Here is a 19081-nt window from a genome sequence, read left to right on the forward strand (position 1 = left end):
CCAGACGGTTCATCCAGGGAGTTTCAGCCATGGCCGCAGCGTGATGAGGCGGTGGCAACCTCACCTTCCGACAATACAGCGCGGCATCTGAGTATCCGCACCGGCCTCACCACTGCGCTGCAATGGTATTGATACCGGGAGGCAGCAGAGGACTACCTCCCGGAAGCATGCGCCGGTTCATTGGCATGCCAGCTTCGTGCTTGTGCTGGCTGGGCAACGCCGCTGGCGGAATGCAGGATCAGGCGGTTTCGGGCTGGTCCGCAGCAGCAGGCCGGTTTGCTTCGTCATACCAGATCAAGATGCCGCAGCCCATGCACACAAAGAAGGCCAGACCGCTTCCGTAGTTCAGGAAGTAGCAGGCAACCGCGATAAGGGCTGACGCGATGATGCAGGGCCAGGGATAGCGAGCCATCAGGCGGAACGGCAGCACGAAGGGCGCGGCTATGGCATTCATCAGGGGACGATCCTCGCTTTGTCCGGGATCTACGGAGCGCCCCAAGGGTCTATTCCAGAGCCGTGCAGAAAAATTTGTCGGGGTCCGCTTCGCTTATCTCCTTTGCCATTGCTTCATGAAGTTCCTGTCATGCGCAGGCAGCAGGATTCGGGTGCAATCAGGACCGCGGAATGCATGATGCAGTTCGGGCCGGCGAATGCACCTTCAGGCGATCGGGTAAAGATACTTCACGGAGGACTGGAAGGCGAAGTTCTGGAAATTGAAGGTCGAGATTCCAGGCGTGTCGACCGTCACAATACGGGCGGCGGCGGTTTCAAAGAATGCCCGGAAATGCTGGCTCGACTTGATGCCGATCACCTTGTACCGCTCCATCGGCATGCCATGCAGCTTGAGCATCTCGTCGTCCAGCAACTGCGACTTCAGTTCCGTGACGATCACGTCGACCTGGCCGATGCGCAGCCGCGTGGAAAGCCCGTAATCCTTCTCGCCGCCCTTCCCCATTGGCGTGGTGGCGATGAAGCGGCAGCGCGTGTTCATCACCACCTCGGCCTCGACATCCAGCGGCTCGCCATGCAGCGCGTCCATCTTGCCGCCGAGCCGGACCCTGATCCGCGCGCCCTCGCCGGCCTGGTGGGCGGCGGCAACGGCCTCGGCATCCGCCAGATGGGCGAAGCAGGTGCCGGGCGCGTTCCGGCGCAGCATCTCGGCCAGTAGCCAGGTGCCGTCACCTGGGGCACCGGCGCCTGGATTGTCGGATGTCTCGTTGACGACAACCGGCGCCTCCGGGCAGGCCAGCGCCACCTCGAGACCATCGGCGGCACCCGGCAGGGAGATCGTGAAGACCTCCCGCTGGTTCCAGATGAAATCGGCGACGTCGCGCGTGGCCTGCCGCGCCAGGCTCTCGTCCCCATCGGCGATGGCGATGACCGAGACACAGGTGGCGGGTGAGTCGGCATAAGGGAAGCCGTGATAGGCGGCGCAGTGGACCATGCCGGGCTTCGCTTCCCATTGGGCGCAGCGGGCATTCACCGCCTTCAGCGGCCCATGGAAGGTGGTGGTGGTCGGGATGACCATCGGCAGCCGCGTCAAGGCCATGCGGGGCTTCAACGCGCCGCGCATCATCCGGTCCAGGTTGCGGATGGCGTCCCGCCCCCGGTCATACATGTCGATATGCGGATATTCCTTCACGCCGAAGAGCATGTCGGCATTGTCGATCATCCGCTCGGTGATGTTGCCATGCAGGTCGAGTGTCGCGGCGATCGGCATGGCGGTGCCGAATTCCAGCCGGAGGTCGCGCAACAGGTCGCCCTCGATGTCGCCCGTGCTCTCGGCGACGCCGGCGCCGTGCAGTTCCAGGCAGATGGCGTCGAAGGGCATGACGGCCTTCAGGCCCTCCAGCACCCTGCGCTTGATCTCGGCCCAGGTTTCGGCGCGGATATAGCCGGAAGGGCTGGTGATGGCTGCGAAGGTCGGCAGAAGCTCTATGCCGCCCAGCGCCCCGGCCTCGTCGATCATGCCGCCGATGTAGTCCCGCACTCCGCGGTGACGGCGGAGGATCTCCTCGCCCTCGATCCAGGAGCGGATGCTGAAGGCGGCCTGGTCGGTCAGCTCGCTGGAGAAGGTATTGGTCTCGTGCGAGACCTGGGCGATGGCAATGCGCATGAGAACTCCCTCCGGTGCCGCCGCTGCGGCACCGTGCCTGGAAAGCCAGAAGAATGGGAAGAAAGGGCGCCCAAGGCGGGGCGCCCGGCCGGTCAGGTGAAGCGGGCGCCCCAGAAGGCGTGGATGCCATCCGGCACATCGGCCAGCTTCGCCGAATAGGCGGTCTTGTTGAAATACTGCCCCGTGGGGATATAGGCGGCCTGCTTCAGCGCCATGGCCTGGATCTCGCGCGCGAGCCGCAGCTGCTCCGCCGGCTCGGAGGCATCGATCCAGGCGTTCCGCAGCGCCTCCAGCTCCGGGATGTCGGGCCAGCCGAAATAGGTCTGCCCCCCGGCGGCCCGCAGCATCTGGCTGACACCGGGATTGACCAGGTCCAGCCCGTACCAGGTGGTGTGGAACATGTTCCAGCCGCCTGCCTCGGGCGCGGCCTTGCTGGAGCGGCGCTGCACCAGGGTGCCCCAGTCCGAGACCACGTAGTCGACATTCATCCCAAGGCGCCGCAGCACGTCATTGGCCACCTCGCCCAGCGCGGCCAGCACAGGGTTGTCGCTGGCGGCCATCAGGACAACCCGCTCGCCCTTGTAGCCCGCGGCCTGCAGCGCCTTGGCGGAGGCCGCCAGGTCGCGCGGCCCGGTGATCGCCGCCAGCCCCGCATCATTGGCCATCGGGGTTTCCGGCGGAAAGACGCCGACGCCGGCGCGCCACATGCTGGGCTCCCCGGCCGCGGCCGCCATGCAATCCTCCTGCGAGAAGGCCTCCAGCACCACCCGCCGGATCTCGGGATTGTTGAAGGGCGGGTGGAGGTGGTTGAAGATACCCGTGCCGACGATGCCGAGCGGGCTGCTGCGCCGCGTCTTCAGGCGGCTGGACCTTTCCAGCAGCGGCAGGAGGTCGTTCGGCGGGTTCTCCCACCAGTCGACCTCGCCATTCTGCAGCGCGCTCAGGGCGGTGCCGGGGTCCGGCATCACCGTCCACTCGACCCGGTCCACATGCGCGACCTTGGGGCCGGCTGCCCAGCTCGGCGTGCCCTCCGCGCGCGGCACGTAATCCCGGTTCCGCTCATAGACCACCCGGGCGCCCACGATCCGCTCATCCGCCTTCCAGCGGAAGGGGCCCGAGCCGACCAGCTCCTTGAGCTGCTCGTTGGAGGGTGTCCTGGCCAGCCGCTCCGGCATGATCACCAGCGCCGGGGGGCCGAGGCGCGCGAGCGCGCTCAGGATGCCCGGATAAGGCTTGTGGAGGCGGATGACGAAGCGGTTGTCCGCGGGCGCGGTGATCTCCGCGACGCGGGACATCAGCGTGCCGCCCTCGGCATTGCGCTCGGCCCAGCGGCGGATCGAGGCGACGCAGTCCCGGCCCCGCACGGGCTCGCCGTCATGGAACTTCAGGCCCGGCCGCAGCGTGAAGGTCCAGAGCCTGCCATCCTCCTCGACGCTGTGGCCTTGCACCATCTGCGGCTGCGGGCGCAGCTCGCTGTCCAGGCCATAAAGCTGGTCCCAGATCATCAGGGCGTGGTTGCGCGTGACATAGGCCGTGGTGAAGACCGGATCGATGACCGTCAGATCGCTCTGGGGCACGAAGCGGAGTGTGTTCTGTTGCCCTTGCGCCAGGGAAGGGCGGGACAGACTGGCAACCGAACCCGCGGCGACCGCGAGAAAAGACCGACGTTGCATTCTCTACCTGCTCATCAGTGGTGTGAAACCCGGCAGCCTGGCGTGGCGGTGCATTCTTCGCTTGCGGCGATTGCAGGCATGCTAAGGACCCGCCGCCGGTGGAATCAACAGCAGGGCGAGCCTAGTTTGTTGCCGAATGGTCAACGGACGGTAGCCAGAGATGCTGGATGAGCGGCGCGCCGAGGCGGTGCATTGCGTGGTCAGATGCGGCGGCGTGCGGGCGGCGGCGGAGGTCATGAAGGTCGATCCCGCCGTGATCAGCCGCTACCTGGCCAAGGCGGCGGCCGAGGTCGGCCTGCCTTTGTTCGAACGGCGCGGGCGCTCCCTGTTCCCCACCCCCGCCGCCTTGGCCATCAGGGACTATTTCGAGGAACGCCAGCAAAGCGCCGCCTCCCTCACCACCCGGCTCGGGGCGATCCGCGGCCTGCAGGCGGGAGTGGTCCGCATGGGGGTGGGCGAGGGCTACCTCAACGATTTCGTGTCCCACCCGGTGCATGCCTTCCTGGCCGCCCATCCCGGTGTCCGCGTGCAGGTGGAAGCCCTTTCGGTCGATGCGATCATCTCCGGCCTGTCAGAGGGGCAGCTGGATATCGGCCTCGCCTATAATCCGTCTCCCGCATCCAAGCTGAAGCTCTGGGCACGCCGGCCGGTGCCGGTCGGGCTGGTGGCGGCCGCCGGGCATCCCCTGCTCCGGCTGCCCCGCAGCCTGACGCTCCGGGATGTGATCGCCCATCCCGTCGGGCTGCTGCTGCCCGGCTTCGGACTGCGGAAGCTTGTGCAAAGCGCCGAATACCTGGAGGGCATCAAGATCGAGCCCAGCTTCGAGACCAACTCCCTTTCGGCGCTGCGGAGCTATCTGCTGTCCGGCAGCGGCGTCACCTTCCTGGCCCGCAGCAGCGTCCAGCGCGAATGCGCCAGCGGCATCCTCGGCTGCGCCCGGCTGAAGGAAGACCTCTTCGAGAAGTCCGAGGTGCACCTCTTCACCCAGGACGGCATCCGGCTGATGCCGGCCGTGGAGCGCCTGCTGAAGCTCGTGGCGCACCACTTGCGGAGGAACGCGGCCAGCCTCGTGCCGGCCCATTGACGCAAGCTCGCGGCGAAGAGCCGCGCAGCGGCTTGCCGGGTCCCGCCGGCCTGCTTGGCGGGGCCCTCCTCAGCCCGCCCGCAGCACCGCGGCGACGGCATCCCCGAAGGCTTCCGTGCCGACCACGCGCCCGCCCACTGCGCCCAGATCGGCGGTGACGATGCCGCTCGCCAGAACCCTGCCGACCGCCGCCTCGATCCGCTCCGCCTCCGCCGCCATCCGGAAGCTGTGGCGCAGCATCATCGCCGCCGACAGGATGGCGGCGATGGGATTGGCACGGTCCTGCCCGGCGATATCCGGCGCCGAGCCATGGATCGGCTCGTACAGCGCCCCCCGCTCCTGCCCAAAGGAGGCCGAGGGCAGCAGCCCGATCGACCCGGTCAGCATGGAGGCCTGGTCCGACAGGATGTCGCCGAAGAGGTTGCTGGTCACGATGACGTCGAACTGCCGGGGGTCGCGCATCAGGTTCATCGCCGCCGCATCCACGTAGAGATGCGTCAACTGCACGTCCGGATACTGCTGGCCGACCTCGGTCATCACCTCGCGCCAGAGCTTCATCACCTCCAGCACATTGGCCTTGTCCACCGAGCACACCCTGCGGCCGCGCCCCCGCGCCGCCTGGAATGCCACATGCCCGATGCGCTCGATCTCGGAGGCGCTGTAGCGCATCGTGTTCACGACTTCCCGCTCGCCGCGCGCATTCTCCACCGGCCCGCGCGGCGTGCCGTAATACACGTCGCCCGACAGCTCGCGCACGATCAGCAGGTCCAGCCCGTCGATCACCTCCGGCTTCAGCGTGGAAGCGTCGCGCAGCTCCGGATAGAGTTTGACCGGCCGCAGATTGGCATAGAAGTTCAGGCCCTTGCGCAGCCGCCGGATCGCGGAGCCCGGCATCTGCCCCGGCGGCAGGGAATCGTAGCGTGGGTCCCCAACCGCCCCGAACAGCACCGCATCGGCCCATTGCGCCAGTTCCAGCGTGGCGGGCGGCAGGGCATCGCCCGCCGCATCCAGCCCAGCGCCGCCCACGGGCGCTTCGCGGAACTCGAAGGCGCCGGGGCGGGGTTCCACCGCCCGCAGCGCCTTCAGCGCCTGGGGAATGATCTCGCGGCCGATGCCATCGCCCGCCAGGACGGCGATCTTCACGGGATCTTCGCCATCAGCTCGGCCACGCGCTGCGTCTCGTTGGTCCAGTAGGCGCCATACTGGTTCTGGTCCATGTAGCGGAGCTCGATGCTCATCTCCTGCAGCTTCGCCTTCTGCTCCGGCGCATTGGCCACCCTGCCGATCGCGGCGCTGAGCGTCGCGGCCACCGCGGGGTCCACGCCCGCCGGGAAGGCGAAGCCACGCGAGGTTCCGGTATAAATCTTGAAGCCCTGGGATTCGGCCGTCGCCACGCCCGGGGCGAAGACGCTCTCCTGGTTGTCGAACACCGCCAGCACCCGGGCCCGCCCGGCGCGCACCTGCGTGACAAAGTCGCCCACGCTGCCCTGCACAGCATCGATATTGCCGCCCAGCAGCGTGTTCAGCGCCAGGCTGGAGTCATTGTGGAACACCGGCGTGAAGGAAGCGCCGGAGCCCTGCTCCATGGCGATCACGTCCAGATGCTCGCGCCCGCGCGGCCCCACCACGCCCACGGTCCGCTCCCTGGGCTTGGCCTTTGCCGCCTCGATCAGGTCGGTCAGCGACTTGTATGGGCTGTCCGCCCGCACCGCGATCGCGCCCGCGTCATAGGAGAAATTGGCCACGGCCAGGAAGCTGTCGCGCGTGAAGCCCGCCCGGCGCGCCGTGTCCAGCACGACGGTGATGGCGGTGGGCAGCGAGATCAGCCCGAAGGTATAGCCGTCCTTGGGCGCATCGGCCAAAGCCTGCAGCCCGACCTGGATGCCGGCGCCCGGCCGGTTCACGACCTGGAAGGAGGTTCCGGGGAACTCCTTCTCCAGCGCGGAGGCCAGGAAGCGCGCGGTGATATCCACCCCGCTGCCCGCGGAGCCCGCGACAATGATCTGGAACCGCCTGCCGCGCGCGAAATGCGCATTGGCCTGGGCCAGCGCCGGCGTCGCCCCCATCAAACCCAGCGCGCCGAAGGCTCCGGCCCACAGAACGGCCCGGCGATCACATCCCGCATGTCCAGACATGGTGTTTTCTCCCTTTCCCGGCCCGCCGTGGCGGAGCCCCGCGTTTCCACATAGCCATCCGGCGCCGGAGCCTAGTCCGTCGCATCCTTGCCCAGTTGCCCCCGCGCCCTGGCCCGCCGGCTCCACAGCGGCACGGTCAGCACTACTGCGGCGCAGACCAGCAGCGCGCAGGCCAGCGGGCTGCGCACCAGGATGTCCAGGCTGCCGCGCGAGATGCTCAGCGACTGGCGCAGCGCGCCCTCCATCAGCGGCCCGATGATCAGGGTCAGGGCAACCGGCGCCAGCGGGAATTCCAGCTTGCGCAGCACCACGCCCAGCAAGCCGAAGAGCAGCATCACCCACACGTCGAAGACGCTGTTGTTCACCAGGTAGGTGCCAAGGCAGATGAACAGCACGATCAGCGGGTTCAGGATGCCGACTGGAATCCGCAGGATCCGCACCCACCACCCCACCAGCGGCACGTTCAGCACCAGCAGCATGACGTTGCCGATGATCATGCTGGCGATGATCGGCCACACGACCTGCGGCCTTTCGCTGAACAGCAGCGGCCCTGGCGCCAGCCCGTTCATGATAAAGGCGCCCAGCAGGATCGCCACGCTGGGCGAGCCCGGAATTCCCAGCGTGAACAGCGGGATCAGCGCCGCATTGGCATGCGCGTTATTGGCCGTCTCCGGCCCCGCCACACCCTGGATCGCGCCTTTGCCAAAGGTCTCCGGCCGCCGCGCGAAGGCCTTCTCCACCCCGTAGGAAATGAAGGAGGCCAGCGCCTGCGTCGTCCCCGGCACCAGCCCCAGCAAGAAGCCGAGCACCGTTCCGCGCCCCACCGGCCCTGCCGAATCCCGCAGGTCCTGTCGTGTCGGATAGAGTGAATTCATCGACTTCGCGTTCACCACCGGCGGCGGTTGCCCGTAGGACAGCAGGATCTCCGACAGCCCGAACAGCCCCATGACCACCGGCACGAAATCCAGCCCGCCCAGCAGGTTGGTGAAGCCCAGGTCGAAGCGCGGCGTGCCCATGGTGGGGTCCGTCCCCACCGTGCCCAGCAGCAGCCCGAAGACCGCCATGGCCAGCGCGCGCAGCATGGAGGCCCCCGCCAGCAAGGCCAGCGTCGCCAGCCCGATGACCAGCAGGGCGAAGAATTCCGGCGGCCCGAATTTCAGCGCCACATCGGTGAGAAAGGGCGCGATCAGCACCAGCGCCAGCACCGAGGCGGTGCCGCCGATGCAGGACCCGATCGCCGCGATGCTCAGCGCCACGCCAGCCCGCCCGCGCCGGGCCATTTCCGTGCCGTCCAGCATGGTGACCACCGAGGCCACCTCCCCCGGCACCGCCATCAGCACGGTGGAGATCGTGCCCCCGTAATACGACCCGTAGAAGATGGCCGCGAGCATGATGATCGCGCCGGTGGGGTCGAGCTGATAGGTCAGGGGCAGCAGGATGATCATCCCGCCCGCCGAGCCGATCCCTGGCAGCACCCCCACCAGCGTGCCCACCAGGCAGCCGATGAAGGCATAGAGCAGGTTCTCCGGCGTCAGCGCGATGGTGAAGCCGATCAGGAAGTCGTGGAAGCTGCCCATGGCCTAGAGCCCCACCGCGCCGAGCAGGCCCCAGGGCGCGGCGGGCAGGAAAACCCCCAGCCACTCCACGAAGGCGTAACCGATGCCCAGGCTGCTCCCCAGTGCCACCAGCAGGGCGGTGACAAACGGCACGCGGTTCGCCAGCAGCAGCACCATCATGACCGCGAACATCACGATCACGAAGCCCAGCCGCTCCACCAGCAGGGCAAAGGCGGCGATGCAGGCGAAGGTGACCAGCATCTGCGCCAGCGCCGCGCCACGCGGCAGCAGATCCGCCGGGAAATCCGGCACCGTCCCGGGCAGGAAGCTCCCGCCGAAAATGGCGGCGCAGAGCAGCACCAGCAGCGCACCCAGCCAGAACGGGAAGAAGCCCGGCCCCGGCCCGACCGGCGTGTAATACACCAGACCCAGCGCGGTGAGGATCACCCAGCCGCCCAGCAGGCCGAAGCCCAGCGCCACCAGCCGGAATAGCAGCAGTCCTGGCCCGGCCTTCGCCGCCTCAGGTCCCGGCATGGCGCGCCTCCGCCACAGGCCCGTTCCACATCAATGCGGCCATCGGGCCCGAGTCCGTCGGCAGGTGCCGTGATGGGGCAATGTGTCGGTGCAAGGCGACGCTTCCTTCCTGGAGCCCGCTGCGGAAGCAGCGGAGGCCGCCTCCCGAGCGGCCAGGGCGCTTTCCCGCCGCCGCCGCAGCGGGGAGGGTGTTTTTCCGACATTATTGTCCTACAATCTTGTTGGTCAAGCGATGGAAGCTGCGCCCTCATGCCGTCTCAGAGCCACCCTCCTGATCTGGCCGAGAAGCCCCGCCCCGCCGGCCGGCGGCGTGGAGGCACGGTCGACTATGTTGTGGAACGCATCCGCGAGGCTTTGCTGTCAGGCCGCCTGGCGCTTGGCCAGCGCCTGATCGAAGCCGATATGACACAGGAATTCGGCATCAGCCGGGGCCCCTGGCGCGAAGCGATGCGCCGTCTGGCCGCCGAGGGCGTGGTGGAGCTTGTGCCGAACCGTGGCGCGCTGGTGCGGCGCCTGTCGCGCCAGGACATCATCGACCGCTTCCGCATCCGCCAGTCGCTGGAAGGCCTGGCGGCGTCGCTGACCGCCTCCCGCATGACGGGAACGGACCAGCGCGAGCGCTTCCGCGCGGCCCTGGAGCTTCCGGACGGCAAGGCCGAGGCAGAAGCGCCCAGGGCCGCCAATTTCCGCCTTCACCGGGCCATCGCCGAAGGAGCGGGGAATCCGCAGCTGCTGGAGCTGATCACGCAGCTCTGGGGGGCGGAGTTGCGCGGCCCCGAACACGCCGCCTATTGGCGGGAATCCGCCGCCGAGCATGCCCGCATCGTGGATGCCATACTGGCCGCCGATCCTGAGGCGGCGGAGCGGGCCATGCGCCAGCACCTTGGCGCCGTGCTGGACCGCCTGCTCGCCACGCCCGAGGCCGAGGCTCCTTGGTCGGGGCGCTCCGGCCGCGGCGGCTGATGCGACCCGCCGGCCGGCTTCTGCCCCTGACGGTCATCGGATGCCGCGCCTTGGCCTCCTTGCTCAGTTGCCGGCCAAAGCATCAGGCGCCGGCCCGGGCGACTTCATCGGGCACCTGCAGCAGCCAAGCGATGCGATGCTCCGCCGCCGGCGGATGGCCCCAGCGGGGGGCACGCCAGAACAGGGGGGCTCCGGCTTCCCGCCTGTGTTGACCCCCTTTCGGGGCTCAGCCATGCTTGCCGCGAGGAAACGGAATCCCGGTGAACGGGATTGGCGCGCGTGGCGCTGCCCAAGGAGGAGATCAATCATGGCCCAAGATCAGGTCCAGTCGAGGAGGCCCGGGCAAGCTGTCCCCGCATGCTGCGGCTGGATGGGATTGGCCTGAGGATGTCCGCCTCGAACCGCTTCGCGGGCCGCAGGGCCGTTGTCACTGGCGGAGGCGCGGGCATCGGCCGCGCGGTCGCGGCGCGCCTCGCCGCCGAGGGCGCCACCGTGTGCCTCTGGGACATGGATAAGGCCGCCCTGACGGCCGCCGCAGCCGAGATGGGCGCGAAGGAGACCTGCCAGGTCGATGTCGCGGACCCGGAAGCCGTTGATGCCGCGATGGCCAGCAGCGCCGCCGCGATGGGCGGGCTGGATATCCTGGTATGCAGTGCCGGCATCACCGGTCCCAATACCACCGTCAGCGACTATCCGGTCGAAGCCTGGCGGCGCGTGATGGATGTCAACCTCAATGGCTTGTTCTACTGCAACCGTGCCGCCGTTCCGGTGATGCAGCGCGGCGGCTATGGCCGGATCGTCAATGTCGCTTCCATTGCCGGCAAGGAAGGCAATCCCAATGCTTCGGCCTATAGTGCTTCCAAGGCGGGGGTGATCGGGCTCACCAAGTCGCTGGGCAAGGAGCTGGCAGGCACGGAGATCCGCGTCAACTGCGTGACGCCCGCCGCGGTGCGCACCGCCATCTTCGAGCAGATGACGCAACAGCATATTGACTTCATGCTGTCCAAGATTCCGCTGGGCCGCTTTGGCACGATCGACGAAGTCGCGGCGCTGATCTGCTGGCTGGCGAGCGAGGAAGCCTCCTTCAGCACTGGCGCGGTCTTCGACGTCTCGGGCGGTCGCGCGACCTACTGAACCAGGGCGCCTTCGGGTCTGGCGGCTCATCCGGCCTGCTCCATCACCGGCAGGTTTCTCCTGCGCCAGACGGAAAAGAAAAAGGGAGGCGCCATGCCTCCCTTCTTTCCCTTCTCCCTGCCGGAGCCGGGCTTTCCCCGCGCGCCTATGCCGTTGCAAGGCGCGCCCGGCCGCGCAGCAACAGCGTGGCCACGATCAGCACATTGACCGCGTTCCAGGCGACGCCGTTCAGGAACGCGGCGGCATAGCTGCCCGTCAGATCGAAGATGACGCCGGAAAGCCAGCCGCCCAACGCCATGCCGACCAGGGTGGACATCAGCACGATGCCTACCCGCATGCCCACCTCGGAAGCCGGAAAATTCTCCCGCACAATCACCGCGTAGGAGGGCACGATGCCGCCCTGGAACAGTCCGAACAGCGCCGACAGCATGAAGAGCGAGCCAAGTCCGTCAAAGAACAGGAACAACGACAGCGCCACCCCCTGCAGCACTGATCCCAGCATCAGCGTGCGGAGCCCGCCGATCCGGTCGGCCAGCAGGCCCGACCCCAGCCGGGAGACGATGCCGCAGGCCAGCATCACGGAAAGCATCTCCGCCCCCCGCGCCACGCCGTAACCGAGATCGCCGCAATAGGCGACGATATGGACCTGCGGCATGGCCATGGCGACGCAGCAGGCGACACCGGCGCAGGAGAGTACCGCCGTCAGCCCGTTGCGCGATAAGCCGAGCGGCCTGGCCTGCCCCTCGCCCCTCGCGAAGCTGCCATCCTGCGATCCCGGTGCCCGGGCGCGCAACATCAGGGCAAGAGGCAGCATCGTCGACAGGCAGATGAGGCCGACCGCCACATGGGCCATGCGCCACCCATAGGCCCCGACCAGCCAGGTCAGCAAAGGCGGCCAGACGACCCCCGCCAGGTAATTGCCGGAGGCCGCGAGCGCCACCGCGATGCCGCGCCGCCGGCGGAACCAGAGGGAGGCATCGGCCATCAATGGCGCGAAGGCGGCGGAGGCGCCGAACATGCCGATCAGCACGCCCTGCGCCAGGGCATAGAAGGTCAGGCTCGGCGCCAGCCCGGCGAGGACATAGCCGCTGGACAGGGCCACCGTAGCGCCCAGGAGTGGCTTCATGGCGCCGAACCGGTCCGTGAGCCGCCCCATCAGGATTCCGCCCGCCCCGAAGCCGAGCATGGTCAGCGTATAAGGCAAGGATGCCGCGCCGCGCGTCGCGCCGAACTCCGCCTGCACATCGGGGAGCGCCACGACCACGGACCACATGCCGGCCCCGCCCAGCGTCGAGAGCGCGACGATGGCGCAAAGGCGGATCCAGGCGGTTCGTGAATCCAGCAACTGCTCGCCTGTCATGCGGTTATCACGCTTCGCTGGCTCCGCAGCTTCCCGGCTGGAATTCCGCGGCCCGGCGATGCAGGCGCCGCAATGGTCCGGACCGTCCCGGCGAGGCGTGGCAAGGCTGCGGAAGGCAAGCCTTTCAGGCCGCCGCTTCTGGCTCTTGTTCCGAGGATCTTCATGCCTGCCTCCCTGCAGAGATGAGCGCCCGTTCACAGGCAGGCGGCAGTCTGGCGTAAGGAAGCGCACAGCACCAGTATGGGGACAGGCGCCTTCGTGCCGCCGAAGGAGCCACCGCTGGCACTCTCGGCCGTGCCTTCAGGCCCGGAGCGCCATGCCATCCCGTTGCGGATCGGCGCCGCCGTGCCAGGTGCCGTTCCCGATGGCGAGGCCATGCGGCGCGCCGAAGGCGAAGCTCTGGTAGGAGCGCGCGATCGGATAGCCCTGCGCCGCCAGTGCCTCGGTCACGCCATGCGGAATGCGGTTGGAGACATCGATGGTGTCGCTGAGCGCGACGATGCGCGGCGCGGCCACAGCCTCTGCCACGCTCATGCCGAAATCGACCACATTGCTGATGGCCTGCGCCAGAGCCGGGACGATGTAGGTGCCGCCGGGCGCGGCCAGCACCATGCAGGGCTCTTCGCCCCGGAAGAGGATGGTTGGTGCCATGGCGCTGCCCCGGCTCTTGCCGGGGGCAATGGAGGCGGCACGGCCTGGGCGCGGATCGAAGCCGCTCATGCATCCATTATACATGAAGCCCAACCCCGGCGTGATGACGCCGGAGGGAATACCCAGCGTATGCGTCATGGAAACCGCGTTGCCCTCGGCATCCACGACGCAGACCACGGTGGTGTCGGGCGGGTCCCTGGGTTCCCCGGCGCGCGGCACGGCAGCCTTCTCGCCGGCGCGGATGCGGTCGGCCAGGTTGGCGGCGTGCGCGGCCGAGATCAGCCGATCCAGCGGCACATCCACGAAATCCGGGTCGCCCATATGAGCGTCCTTGTCGATGGTCATCCATTTCATGGCTTCCGCCAGGATGCGCAGATGCCCGACGCCGTTGTGCTCCAGCGTGCCAAGGTCGAACTGCTCCATGATATGCAACAGCTCGATCAACGAGCCTCCGCCCGCCGGCGGCGGGTTGGATGCGACGCGCAGCCCGCGATACTGCCCCCAGCACGGCGCCTTCTCCCGCACGCGATAGGCGGCCAGATCCTCCAGGGTGATGCCCCCGCCCCGCGCTTCCATGTCGGCCGCCATCTCCCGCGCGATGTCGCCCCGGTAGAAAGCCTCGGCCCCGCCTTCGGCGATGCGCTCCAGCGTGCGCGTCATCTCCGGGTTGTGCAGGATGTCGCCGGGGCGCTTCAACCTGCCATCGGGGCGGAAGTACACCTGACGGCCGGTTTCGCTGAAGCGCAGCTTGTCCTCGACATTGACCTGCCCGTCATTCCCATGGTCGATAGTCCAGTAGTAATGGACATAAGGGCGCACCAAGACGCCGCGGCGGGATTGCGCGATGGCGGGCGCCACCACATCGCGCAGCGGCATGGTGCCGAAGCGCGAGAGTGCCTCGGCATAGCCCGCCACATTGCCGGGCGTGCCGATGGAACCGTAGCCGATATCGTTGCACTGGTCCTTGAGCAGGAAGACGAATCCGTCGCGCGACTGGCCGATGAACCTGTCCGCCCACATCTCCGCCTTCGCGGAAAGCGGCGCGCGCGCGAAGAATTCCAGCACCGTGTGAACGCCCCGCCTGGGCATGCAGATCTGCATGGCGCCGAAGCCGCCGAGGCCACACATCTGCGGGTCCACCACGCCCTGGCTGAAAGCACAGGCGATGGCGGCATCCACCGCATTGCCGCCCCGCCGAAGAACTTCGACGCCTGCTTCCGCCGCTTCCGGCTGGGCTGCCACCACGATGCCTCGCATCCGCTTGCTCCCCTGCTGCTGTCATCACGCCAGTGCGATACCAGATGCCTCGATCACGGGCCTCCAGCCGCCGGCGGTGCACATCATTCCTGACGCCACTCGTCCTTTCCATGCTCAGGCCGGTGTCTGAGTGCGCAGGCTCTTGGCGATCTCCTTCTGACGCAGGAATTCCTGCCGCAGCCGCGCTATCTCCGCGGGCGGGATGCGCTCGATATTGGAGTAGTCGAGCTTCCAATCCGGGTCCGCCGGCCAGCGTTGGGGCGACTGCACGGTGGTGCGCGGCGCGGGCGCCATCTCCAGCACGCGCAGGGCCAGTTCCAGCGTGGCGTCCTGGCTCGCGGCATCGTGTGGCAGGCCCGCGCCGTTGCCGAGCGGAAAGTCGCTGAACAGGAAGCGCGGCACGCCGCAATGTTCGACGATGTCCTTGGCGCAGCCCATCACCACGGTCGGGATGCCATGCGCCTCCAGATGCCGTGCGAGGAGGCTGCAGGTCTGATGACAGACGGGACAGTTGGGCACGAGGATCGCCGCCTCCGCCGCATCCTCCTGTAGCCGGCGCAGCAGTTCCGGGGCATCGGCCTCCACCGTGTGGCGCTGGCTGCGGTTGGTGGGCGCGCCATGGAAGCGCGGCGTCAAGGCACCGATCCGCCCTGCGGCGACGGCGCGGCGGAGCGCGGGCAGCGGGAACCAGGCATTCGGGTCGGTCGCGGGGCTGTGCTTGCGGTCGTAGGCGATGTGCGAGATCCGCAGGTCATGGTCCGCCGCGCTGGCGCCAGAATACACCTGGTAGAACTTGGCTGAAGCATTGTAGGCCGCGCCCGGCCCCTGCTCTCCCCTGGAGGGATCGTAGGGCGCGGCAGTGGTGATCAGCGCGACGCGGCTCTGGGCCAGAGGCTTGCGGAGGGGCTGGAACGGCACCTCGGCATAATGCGCCCAGCGGTAGGGTGCATGGCCCAATGCCTGGTAGTAGTCCCGCGTGCGCTTCATATAGGGCACCGGGCTGTCATGGTCAGGCGCGAAGCCCAGCACCGCGTCGATCTCCATGGACATTCCTCCCTCCTCCTTCTGGCTCGCCAGGGTCAGGATGACCCGGTGAGGCCAGGCTGCACAGGTGAGATGTCGCTTATTCGGCGGCCGCCGCGCCGCCGGGTGGGTTGTGCCAGCCGGCCTGGCATCTGACATAGGTCGGCAGGGCAATCGGAGAAACACGATGGACAACGCCTCCAGCTACTCCCCACCCAAGGTCTGGACCTGGGATGGAAAGAACGGCGGGGCCTTCGCCAGCATCAACCGCCCCACGGCCGGTGCGAGGCATGAGAAGGTCCTGCCGGTCGGGCGGCATCCGCTGCAGCTCTACTCGCTGGGCACCCCGAACGGTGTGAAGGTCACCATCATGCTGGAAGAGCTGCTGGCGGCAGGCCACAGCGGCGCGGAGTACGACGCCTGGCTGATCGAGATCGGCAAGGGCGACCAGTTCGGCAGCGGCTTCGTGGAGGTGAACCCCAATTCCAAGATCCCTGCCCTCATGGACCGCAGCGGCCCGGAGCCGGTGCGCGTCTTCGAATCCGGTGCCATCTTGGTCTATCTCGCGGAGAAATTCGGCGCCTTTCTGCCGCGGGAGGGCGCGGCCCGGGCGGAATGCCTGTCCTGGTTGTTCTGGCAGGTGGGGAGCGGCCCGTTTCTCGGCGGCGGCTTCGGGCATTTCTATGCCTATGCGCCCGAGAAGCTGGAATATCCGATCGACCGCTTCGCCATGGAAGCCAAGCGGCAGCTCGATGTTCTCGACCAGCGCCTGGCGGTCAGCGAATATGTCGCGGGCCCGGAATTCACCGTCGCGGACATGGCGATCTGGCCCTGGTATGGCCTGCTCGCCCGCGGCGAACTTTATGGCGCCGGTGAGTTCCTCCAGGTGCAGGATTACCGCAACCTCCAGCGCTGGACGGCGCAGGTCGGGTCCAGGCCCGCGGTGCAACGCGGCGCCATGGTGAACCGGGTCAGCGGCGACCCGTCGCGCCAGCTCCGCGAAAGGCACTATGCCAGCGACTTCGCGGCAGTCCCCGGCCCGGCCGGCGCGCCGCCGAAGTAGAGGAGCGGGGCGGCGGGCTCCTGGCATGCTGGCGTGAGGCTCCTTCACGGCGGGCCAGCCGCCGCCGATCGCAGCAGCCAGTTGGCGCCGCCCCGCGCTTTCGGGCATCACTGGGCCTGATGGAGGAGGCGCAGGATGCAGGAGATTCCAAGGTTGAGCTTCCCTGGGGGCAGCCTGCTGGCCGCCATGCTGGGCGAGCAGGCCCCGGTGGACATCCGGCGCGCCGCGCGGCGCCTGCGCGCGGAGGGCGCGCCCGCCCTGGCGGTCGATGACGACATCGCTGCCCTGGCACGCGGGCTGGCCTTGTCCGAGGTATCGCGCTCGCCCGCCGTGCTGGAGGCCCTGCCGCCGCTGTTCTGGCTCGAAGCGCCACGGCAGGGGGAATCCGGTGCGCGCGGGGCCAGCGGATGGGTCATCGAGAAGAAGCGGGGCGGGCTCACCGTCCGGTTCTTCAGCCTTGCTCCCGGCCCCACGGCCATACCTGAGACGCAGGGGACCGCGACGGTGCCATTCGGCCCGGGCGCGCAGGAGGAGGACGAGGAGATCCGCTCCGTGAGAGGGCTGGTCACCGCCATCAGCCTGCCGGAGATGCTGGGGCAGATGGGGGAGAGTTCTCCCGTCGTGCTGATGCCCGCCGATGCATCCGGGCAGGAGGCCAGCTTCCTGCGCGGCTTCAGGTTGTCCGTGGCGGTATCGCCGGATTCGGTGCCGACCTGAGCCTGCCTCGTCACGGCGGGGCTGCCGCGTGCGGCGTGGCCATCCTCTGCGGCGGCCACGCCCGCATGCCTCTCACCCGATGTTCCCCGACGCATGCCTCGGCCAGAGGTGGCTGCGCCAGGCGCCCAGCACCAGCAGCGTGGCAAGGATGCCCACCGTGCCGTAGATGGCCGTGGTCGCCGGAAAGCCCAGATGGTCGATCAGAGGCCCGGAGCAGAGCAGCCCGATCGGCAGCCCATAGACCGCCAGCGTGCGCATGCCCATGATCCGGCCGCGCAAGGCCGGAGGCGCACCGCGCAGCAGCAGCACCGCCATGGGGAGCAGGCACAGCATCTGCATGACGCCGATCAGCGGCAAGAGCAGCAGCCCGCCGGCCAGGCTGTCGATCTGGCCGAACAGGATCACCAGCCCGTGCCAGACCACGCTGAAGACCAGCATCATGCGCGCGGGCTGCGCCGCCCTCCCCATCCGGCTGAGCATGAGCGAGCCCAGGATGCCGCCCCCCGCGACGGCCGCGACCAGGTAGCCCAGCCCCGCCTGGGTGGTGCCGTATACGTCCCGTGCCACATAGGGCAGCAGGCCCAGCGTGAAGGGATAGGCGGTGAGGTTGATCAGGAAGGCCATCAGCATCGCAGCGAGTTGCGGCGGCGCCTGCCACACCGTCTGCGCCGCCTCCCACAGGCCACGCAGCGGCGAGGGCGATGCCGCCGCCCCGGGCCCCCGCTCTGCCGCCCGCGTCGCCGTGACGCCCAGCGTCAGCAGCATGCCCAGCACATAGAAGATCACCACCATGATATAAGCCTGCCCCATGCCAAGCAGGGCCACGATGCTCGCCCCGGCTAGGGCGCCGCAGACACGCGCCAGATCCGACGTGATGCGTGACAGCCCGATGGCGCTGGTCAGCCGGTCCTCCGGCATGGTCTCGCCGATCAGCACGTTGCGGATTCCCATATCGGAAGGGCGGATCAGCCCCGCGATTCCGGCGATGACCAGTGCCAGCACCGGTGTCAGCATGTCCGTCAGCACCAGCGCCGCCAGGATGGCCGCCAGCAGCGCGTAGGCCGCACGCATCAGGCACATCACGTTGCGGTGCCCGAGGGCGTCACCCGCCAAGCCGAAGAAGGGCGCGATCAGCGTCCCCAGGAACTGCAGCGAGCCGAACAGCGTCACCAGCAGCACGGAATTGGTCTGCACCACAATGTACCAGCCGAGGATCAGGGTCTCCATCTCGAAGGCCCAAGAGGTCATCAGGTCGGCCGACCACTGGAAGCGATAGCTGCGGATCGCAAAAGGTGAGCGCGTCCGGGCGCAACGCGCAGCGGTCATTCAGCGGCCCCCGCCCGAGCGCGGCCGCATGTGAGTGCTGTTGTTCCGGTCATGACGATCTCCCTCGCCCGCCAGCATCCCCCCGATGCCGCCCCTCAGCAACCGGGGCCGGCGACGCGGCAGTCCCAGGCTTGCCAAGCGCGGGCGGGCCATGCGCCAGGAGGCGATCGAGCGCGCCATGGAGAGCGAGGCAGGCTGCAAACGGGTGATGCGACGCATCGCCGCCGCGCGCGGCGCCACAGCCGGCTGATGGCCAAGGCGGTCGAGGACCACGCCCTCCGTCACCTGGTCGACCCAGAGAAGCACTGTGGCGTTCTCAACCAAGACGCGGCCGAACAACTGCCCGACCTCGTCCGCGCTTCCCTGAAGTGAAGGCCGGCCCGTGGCCTTCTCTGAGCTGCTCCAGCAGGGGCGGACCATGCCTGCTCTTCATTCCCTCCGCCACCCCGCTCGGCGCCGTGCAGGGGCTGGAGCCGGACCATTCCAGGT

17 protein-coding genes are annotated in these 19081 nt (G+C 68.3%); 5 read left to right on the forward strand and 12 right to left on the reverse strand.

Annotated elements, in window-relative coordinates:
* Positions 1 to 238: 238 nt before the first annotated feature.
* The 3 genes from IBL25_RS01535 to IBL25_RS01545 all read right to left on the reverse strand — a co-directional run bounded on the left by IBL25_RS01535 (position 239) and on the right by IBL25_RS01545 (position 3789).
* Positions 239 to 454 (reverse strand): hypothetical protein, encoded by a 216-nt coding sequence (locus tag IBL25_RS01535; protein ID WP_187776789.1) that lies wholly within the window; start codon positions 452 to 454, stop codon positions 239 to 241.
* A gap of 204 nt (positions 455 to 658) precedes the next feature.
* A complete protein-coding gene (locus tag IBL25_RS01540) occupies positions 659 to 2116 on the reverse strand; it encodes a M81 family metallopeptidase (protein ID WP_187776790.1) in 1458 nt (485 codons plus the stop codon).
* 92 nt (positions 2117 to 2208) lie between these two features.
* A complete protein-coding gene (locus tag IBL25_RS01545) occupies positions 2209 to 3789 on the reverse strand; it encodes an ABC transporter substrate-binding protein (protein ID WP_187776791.1) in 1581 nt (526 codons plus the stop codon).
* Positions 3790 to 3949: 160 nt separating this feature from the next.
* Here IBL25_RS01545 and IBL25_RS01550 point away from each other — a divergent pair, with 160 nt between their 5' ends.
* Complete coding sequence (locus tag IBL25_RS01550; RefSeq protein WP_187776792.1) at positions 3950 to 4873, forward strand: LysR family transcriptional regulator; 924 nt, start codon at positions 3950 to 3952, stop codon at positions 4871 to 4873.
* Between the two features lie 69 nt (positions 4874 to 4942).
* On the opposite strand, the gene leuB is transcribed toward IBL25_RS01550, so the two are convergent.
* The 4 genes from leuB to IBL25_RS01570 all read right to left on the reverse strand — a co-directional run bounded on the left by leuB (position 4943) and on the right by IBL25_RS01570 (position 9098).
* Positions 4943 to 6016, reverse strand: a complete 1074-nt coding sequence (gene leuB, locus IBL25_RS01555) for a 3-isopropylmalate dehydrogenase (protein ID WP_187776793.1) — start codon at positions 6014 to 6016, stop codon at positions 4943 to 4945.
* Entirely contained in the window at positions 6013 to 6939 is a 927-nt protein-coding gene (locus tag IBL25_RS01560; RefSeq protein ID WP_187776794.1) for a tripartite tricarboxylate transporter substrate binding protein, read from the reverse strand. The genes leuB and IBL25_RS01560 overlap by 4 nt, the downstream gene beginning before the upstream one ends.
* A 140-nt stretch (positions 6940 to 7079) precedes the next feature.
* Complete coding sequence (locus IBL25_RS01565; RefSeq protein ID WP_187776795.1) at positions 7080 to 8585, reverse strand: tripartite tricarboxylate transporter permease; 1506 nt, start codon at positions 8583 to 8585, stop codon at positions 7080 to 7082.
* 3 nt (positions 8586 to 8588) lie between these two features.
* Entirely contained in the window at positions 8589 to 9098 is a 510-nt protein-coding gene (locus IBL25_RS01570; RefSeq protein ID WP_187776796.1) for a tripartite tricarboxylate transporter TctB family protein, read from the reverse strand.
* Positions 9099 to 9347: 249 nt separating this feature from the next.
* Here IBL25_RS01570 and IBL25_RS01575 point away from each other — a divergent pair, with 249 nt between their 5' ends.
* Entirely contained in the window at positions 9348 to 10061 is a 714-nt protein-coding gene (locus IBL25_RS01575) for a GntR family transcriptional regulator (RefSeq protein ID WP_187776797.1), read from the forward strand.
* Positions 10062 to 10448: 387 nt separating this feature from the next.
* Positions 10449 to 11195 (forward strand): SDR family NAD(P)-dependent oxidoreductase, encoded by a 747-nt coding sequence (locus IBL25_RS01580; protein WP_187776798.1) that lies wholly within the window; start codon positions 10449 to 10451, stop codon positions 11193 to 11195.
* 145 nt (positions 11196 to 11340) lie between these two features.
* On the opposite strand, the gene IBL25_RS01585 is transcribed toward IBL25_RS01580, so the two are convergent.
* From IBL25_RS01585 to IBL25_RS01595, 3 genes are all read right to left on the reverse strand, one after another.
* Positions 11341 to 12555, reverse strand: coding sequence for an MFS transporter (locus IBL25_RS01585; RefSeq protein WP_187776799.1), 1215 nt, complete (start codon positions 12553 to 12555; stop codon positions 11341 to 11343).
* Between the two features lie 300 nt (positions 12556 to 12855).
* Positions 12856 to 14463, reverse strand: a complete 1608-nt coding sequence (gene ggt, locus IBL25_RS01590; RefSeq protein ID WP_187776800.1) for a gamma-glutamyltransferase — start codon at positions 14461 to 14463, stop codon at positions 12856 to 12858.
* Between the two features lie 114 nt (positions 14464 to 14577).
* On the reverse strand, positions 14578 to 15513 hold the full coding sequence (locus IBL25_RS01595; protein ID WP_187776801.1) for a glycine/sarcosine/betaine reductase selenoprotein B family protein: 936 nt from the start codon (positions 15511 to 15513) through the stop codon (positions 14578 to 14580).
* Positions 15514 to 15673: 160 nt separating this feature from the next.
* Between IBL25_RS01595 and yghU the strand changes: the two genes are divergently transcribed.
* Positions 15674 to 16549, forward strand: a complete 876-nt coding sequence (gene yghU, locus IBL25_RS01600) for a glutathione-dependent disulfide-bond oxidoreductase (RefSeq protein WP_187776802.1) — start codon at positions 15674 to 15676, stop codon at positions 16547 to 16549.
* Positions 16550 to 16702: 153 nt separating this feature from the next.
* Positions 16703 to 17266, forward strand: a complete 564-nt coding sequence (locus IBL25_RS01605) for a hypothetical protein (RefSeq protein WP_187776803.1) — start codon at positions 16703 to 16705, stop codon at positions 17264 to 17266.
* Between the two features lie 72 nt (positions 17267 to 17338).
* On the opposite strand, the gene IBL25_RS01610 is transcribed toward IBL25_RS01605, so the two are convergent.
* Both IBL25_RS01610 and IBL25_RS01615 read right to left on the reverse strand, forming a co-directional pair.
* Positions 17339 to 18592, reverse strand: coding sequence for an MFS transporter (locus IBL25_RS01610; protein ID WP_187776804.1), 1254 nt, complete (start codon positions 18590 to 18592; stop codon positions 17339 to 17341).
* Positions 18593 to 19012, reverse strand: a complete 420-nt coding sequence (locus IBL25_RS01615; RefSeq protein ID WP_202986634.1) for a hypothetical protein — start codon at positions 19010 to 19012, stop codon at positions 18593 to 18595.
* Positions 19013 to 19081 lie beyond the last annotated feature (69 nt).

Origin of the sequence: Pseudoroseomonas ludipueritiae (assembly GCF_014490445.1) — a bacterium.
GTDB classification, from domain to species: domain Bacteria; phylum Pseudomonadota; class Alphaproteobacteria; order Acetobacterales; family Acetobacteraceae; genus Pseudoroseomonas; species Pseudoroseomonas ludipueritiae.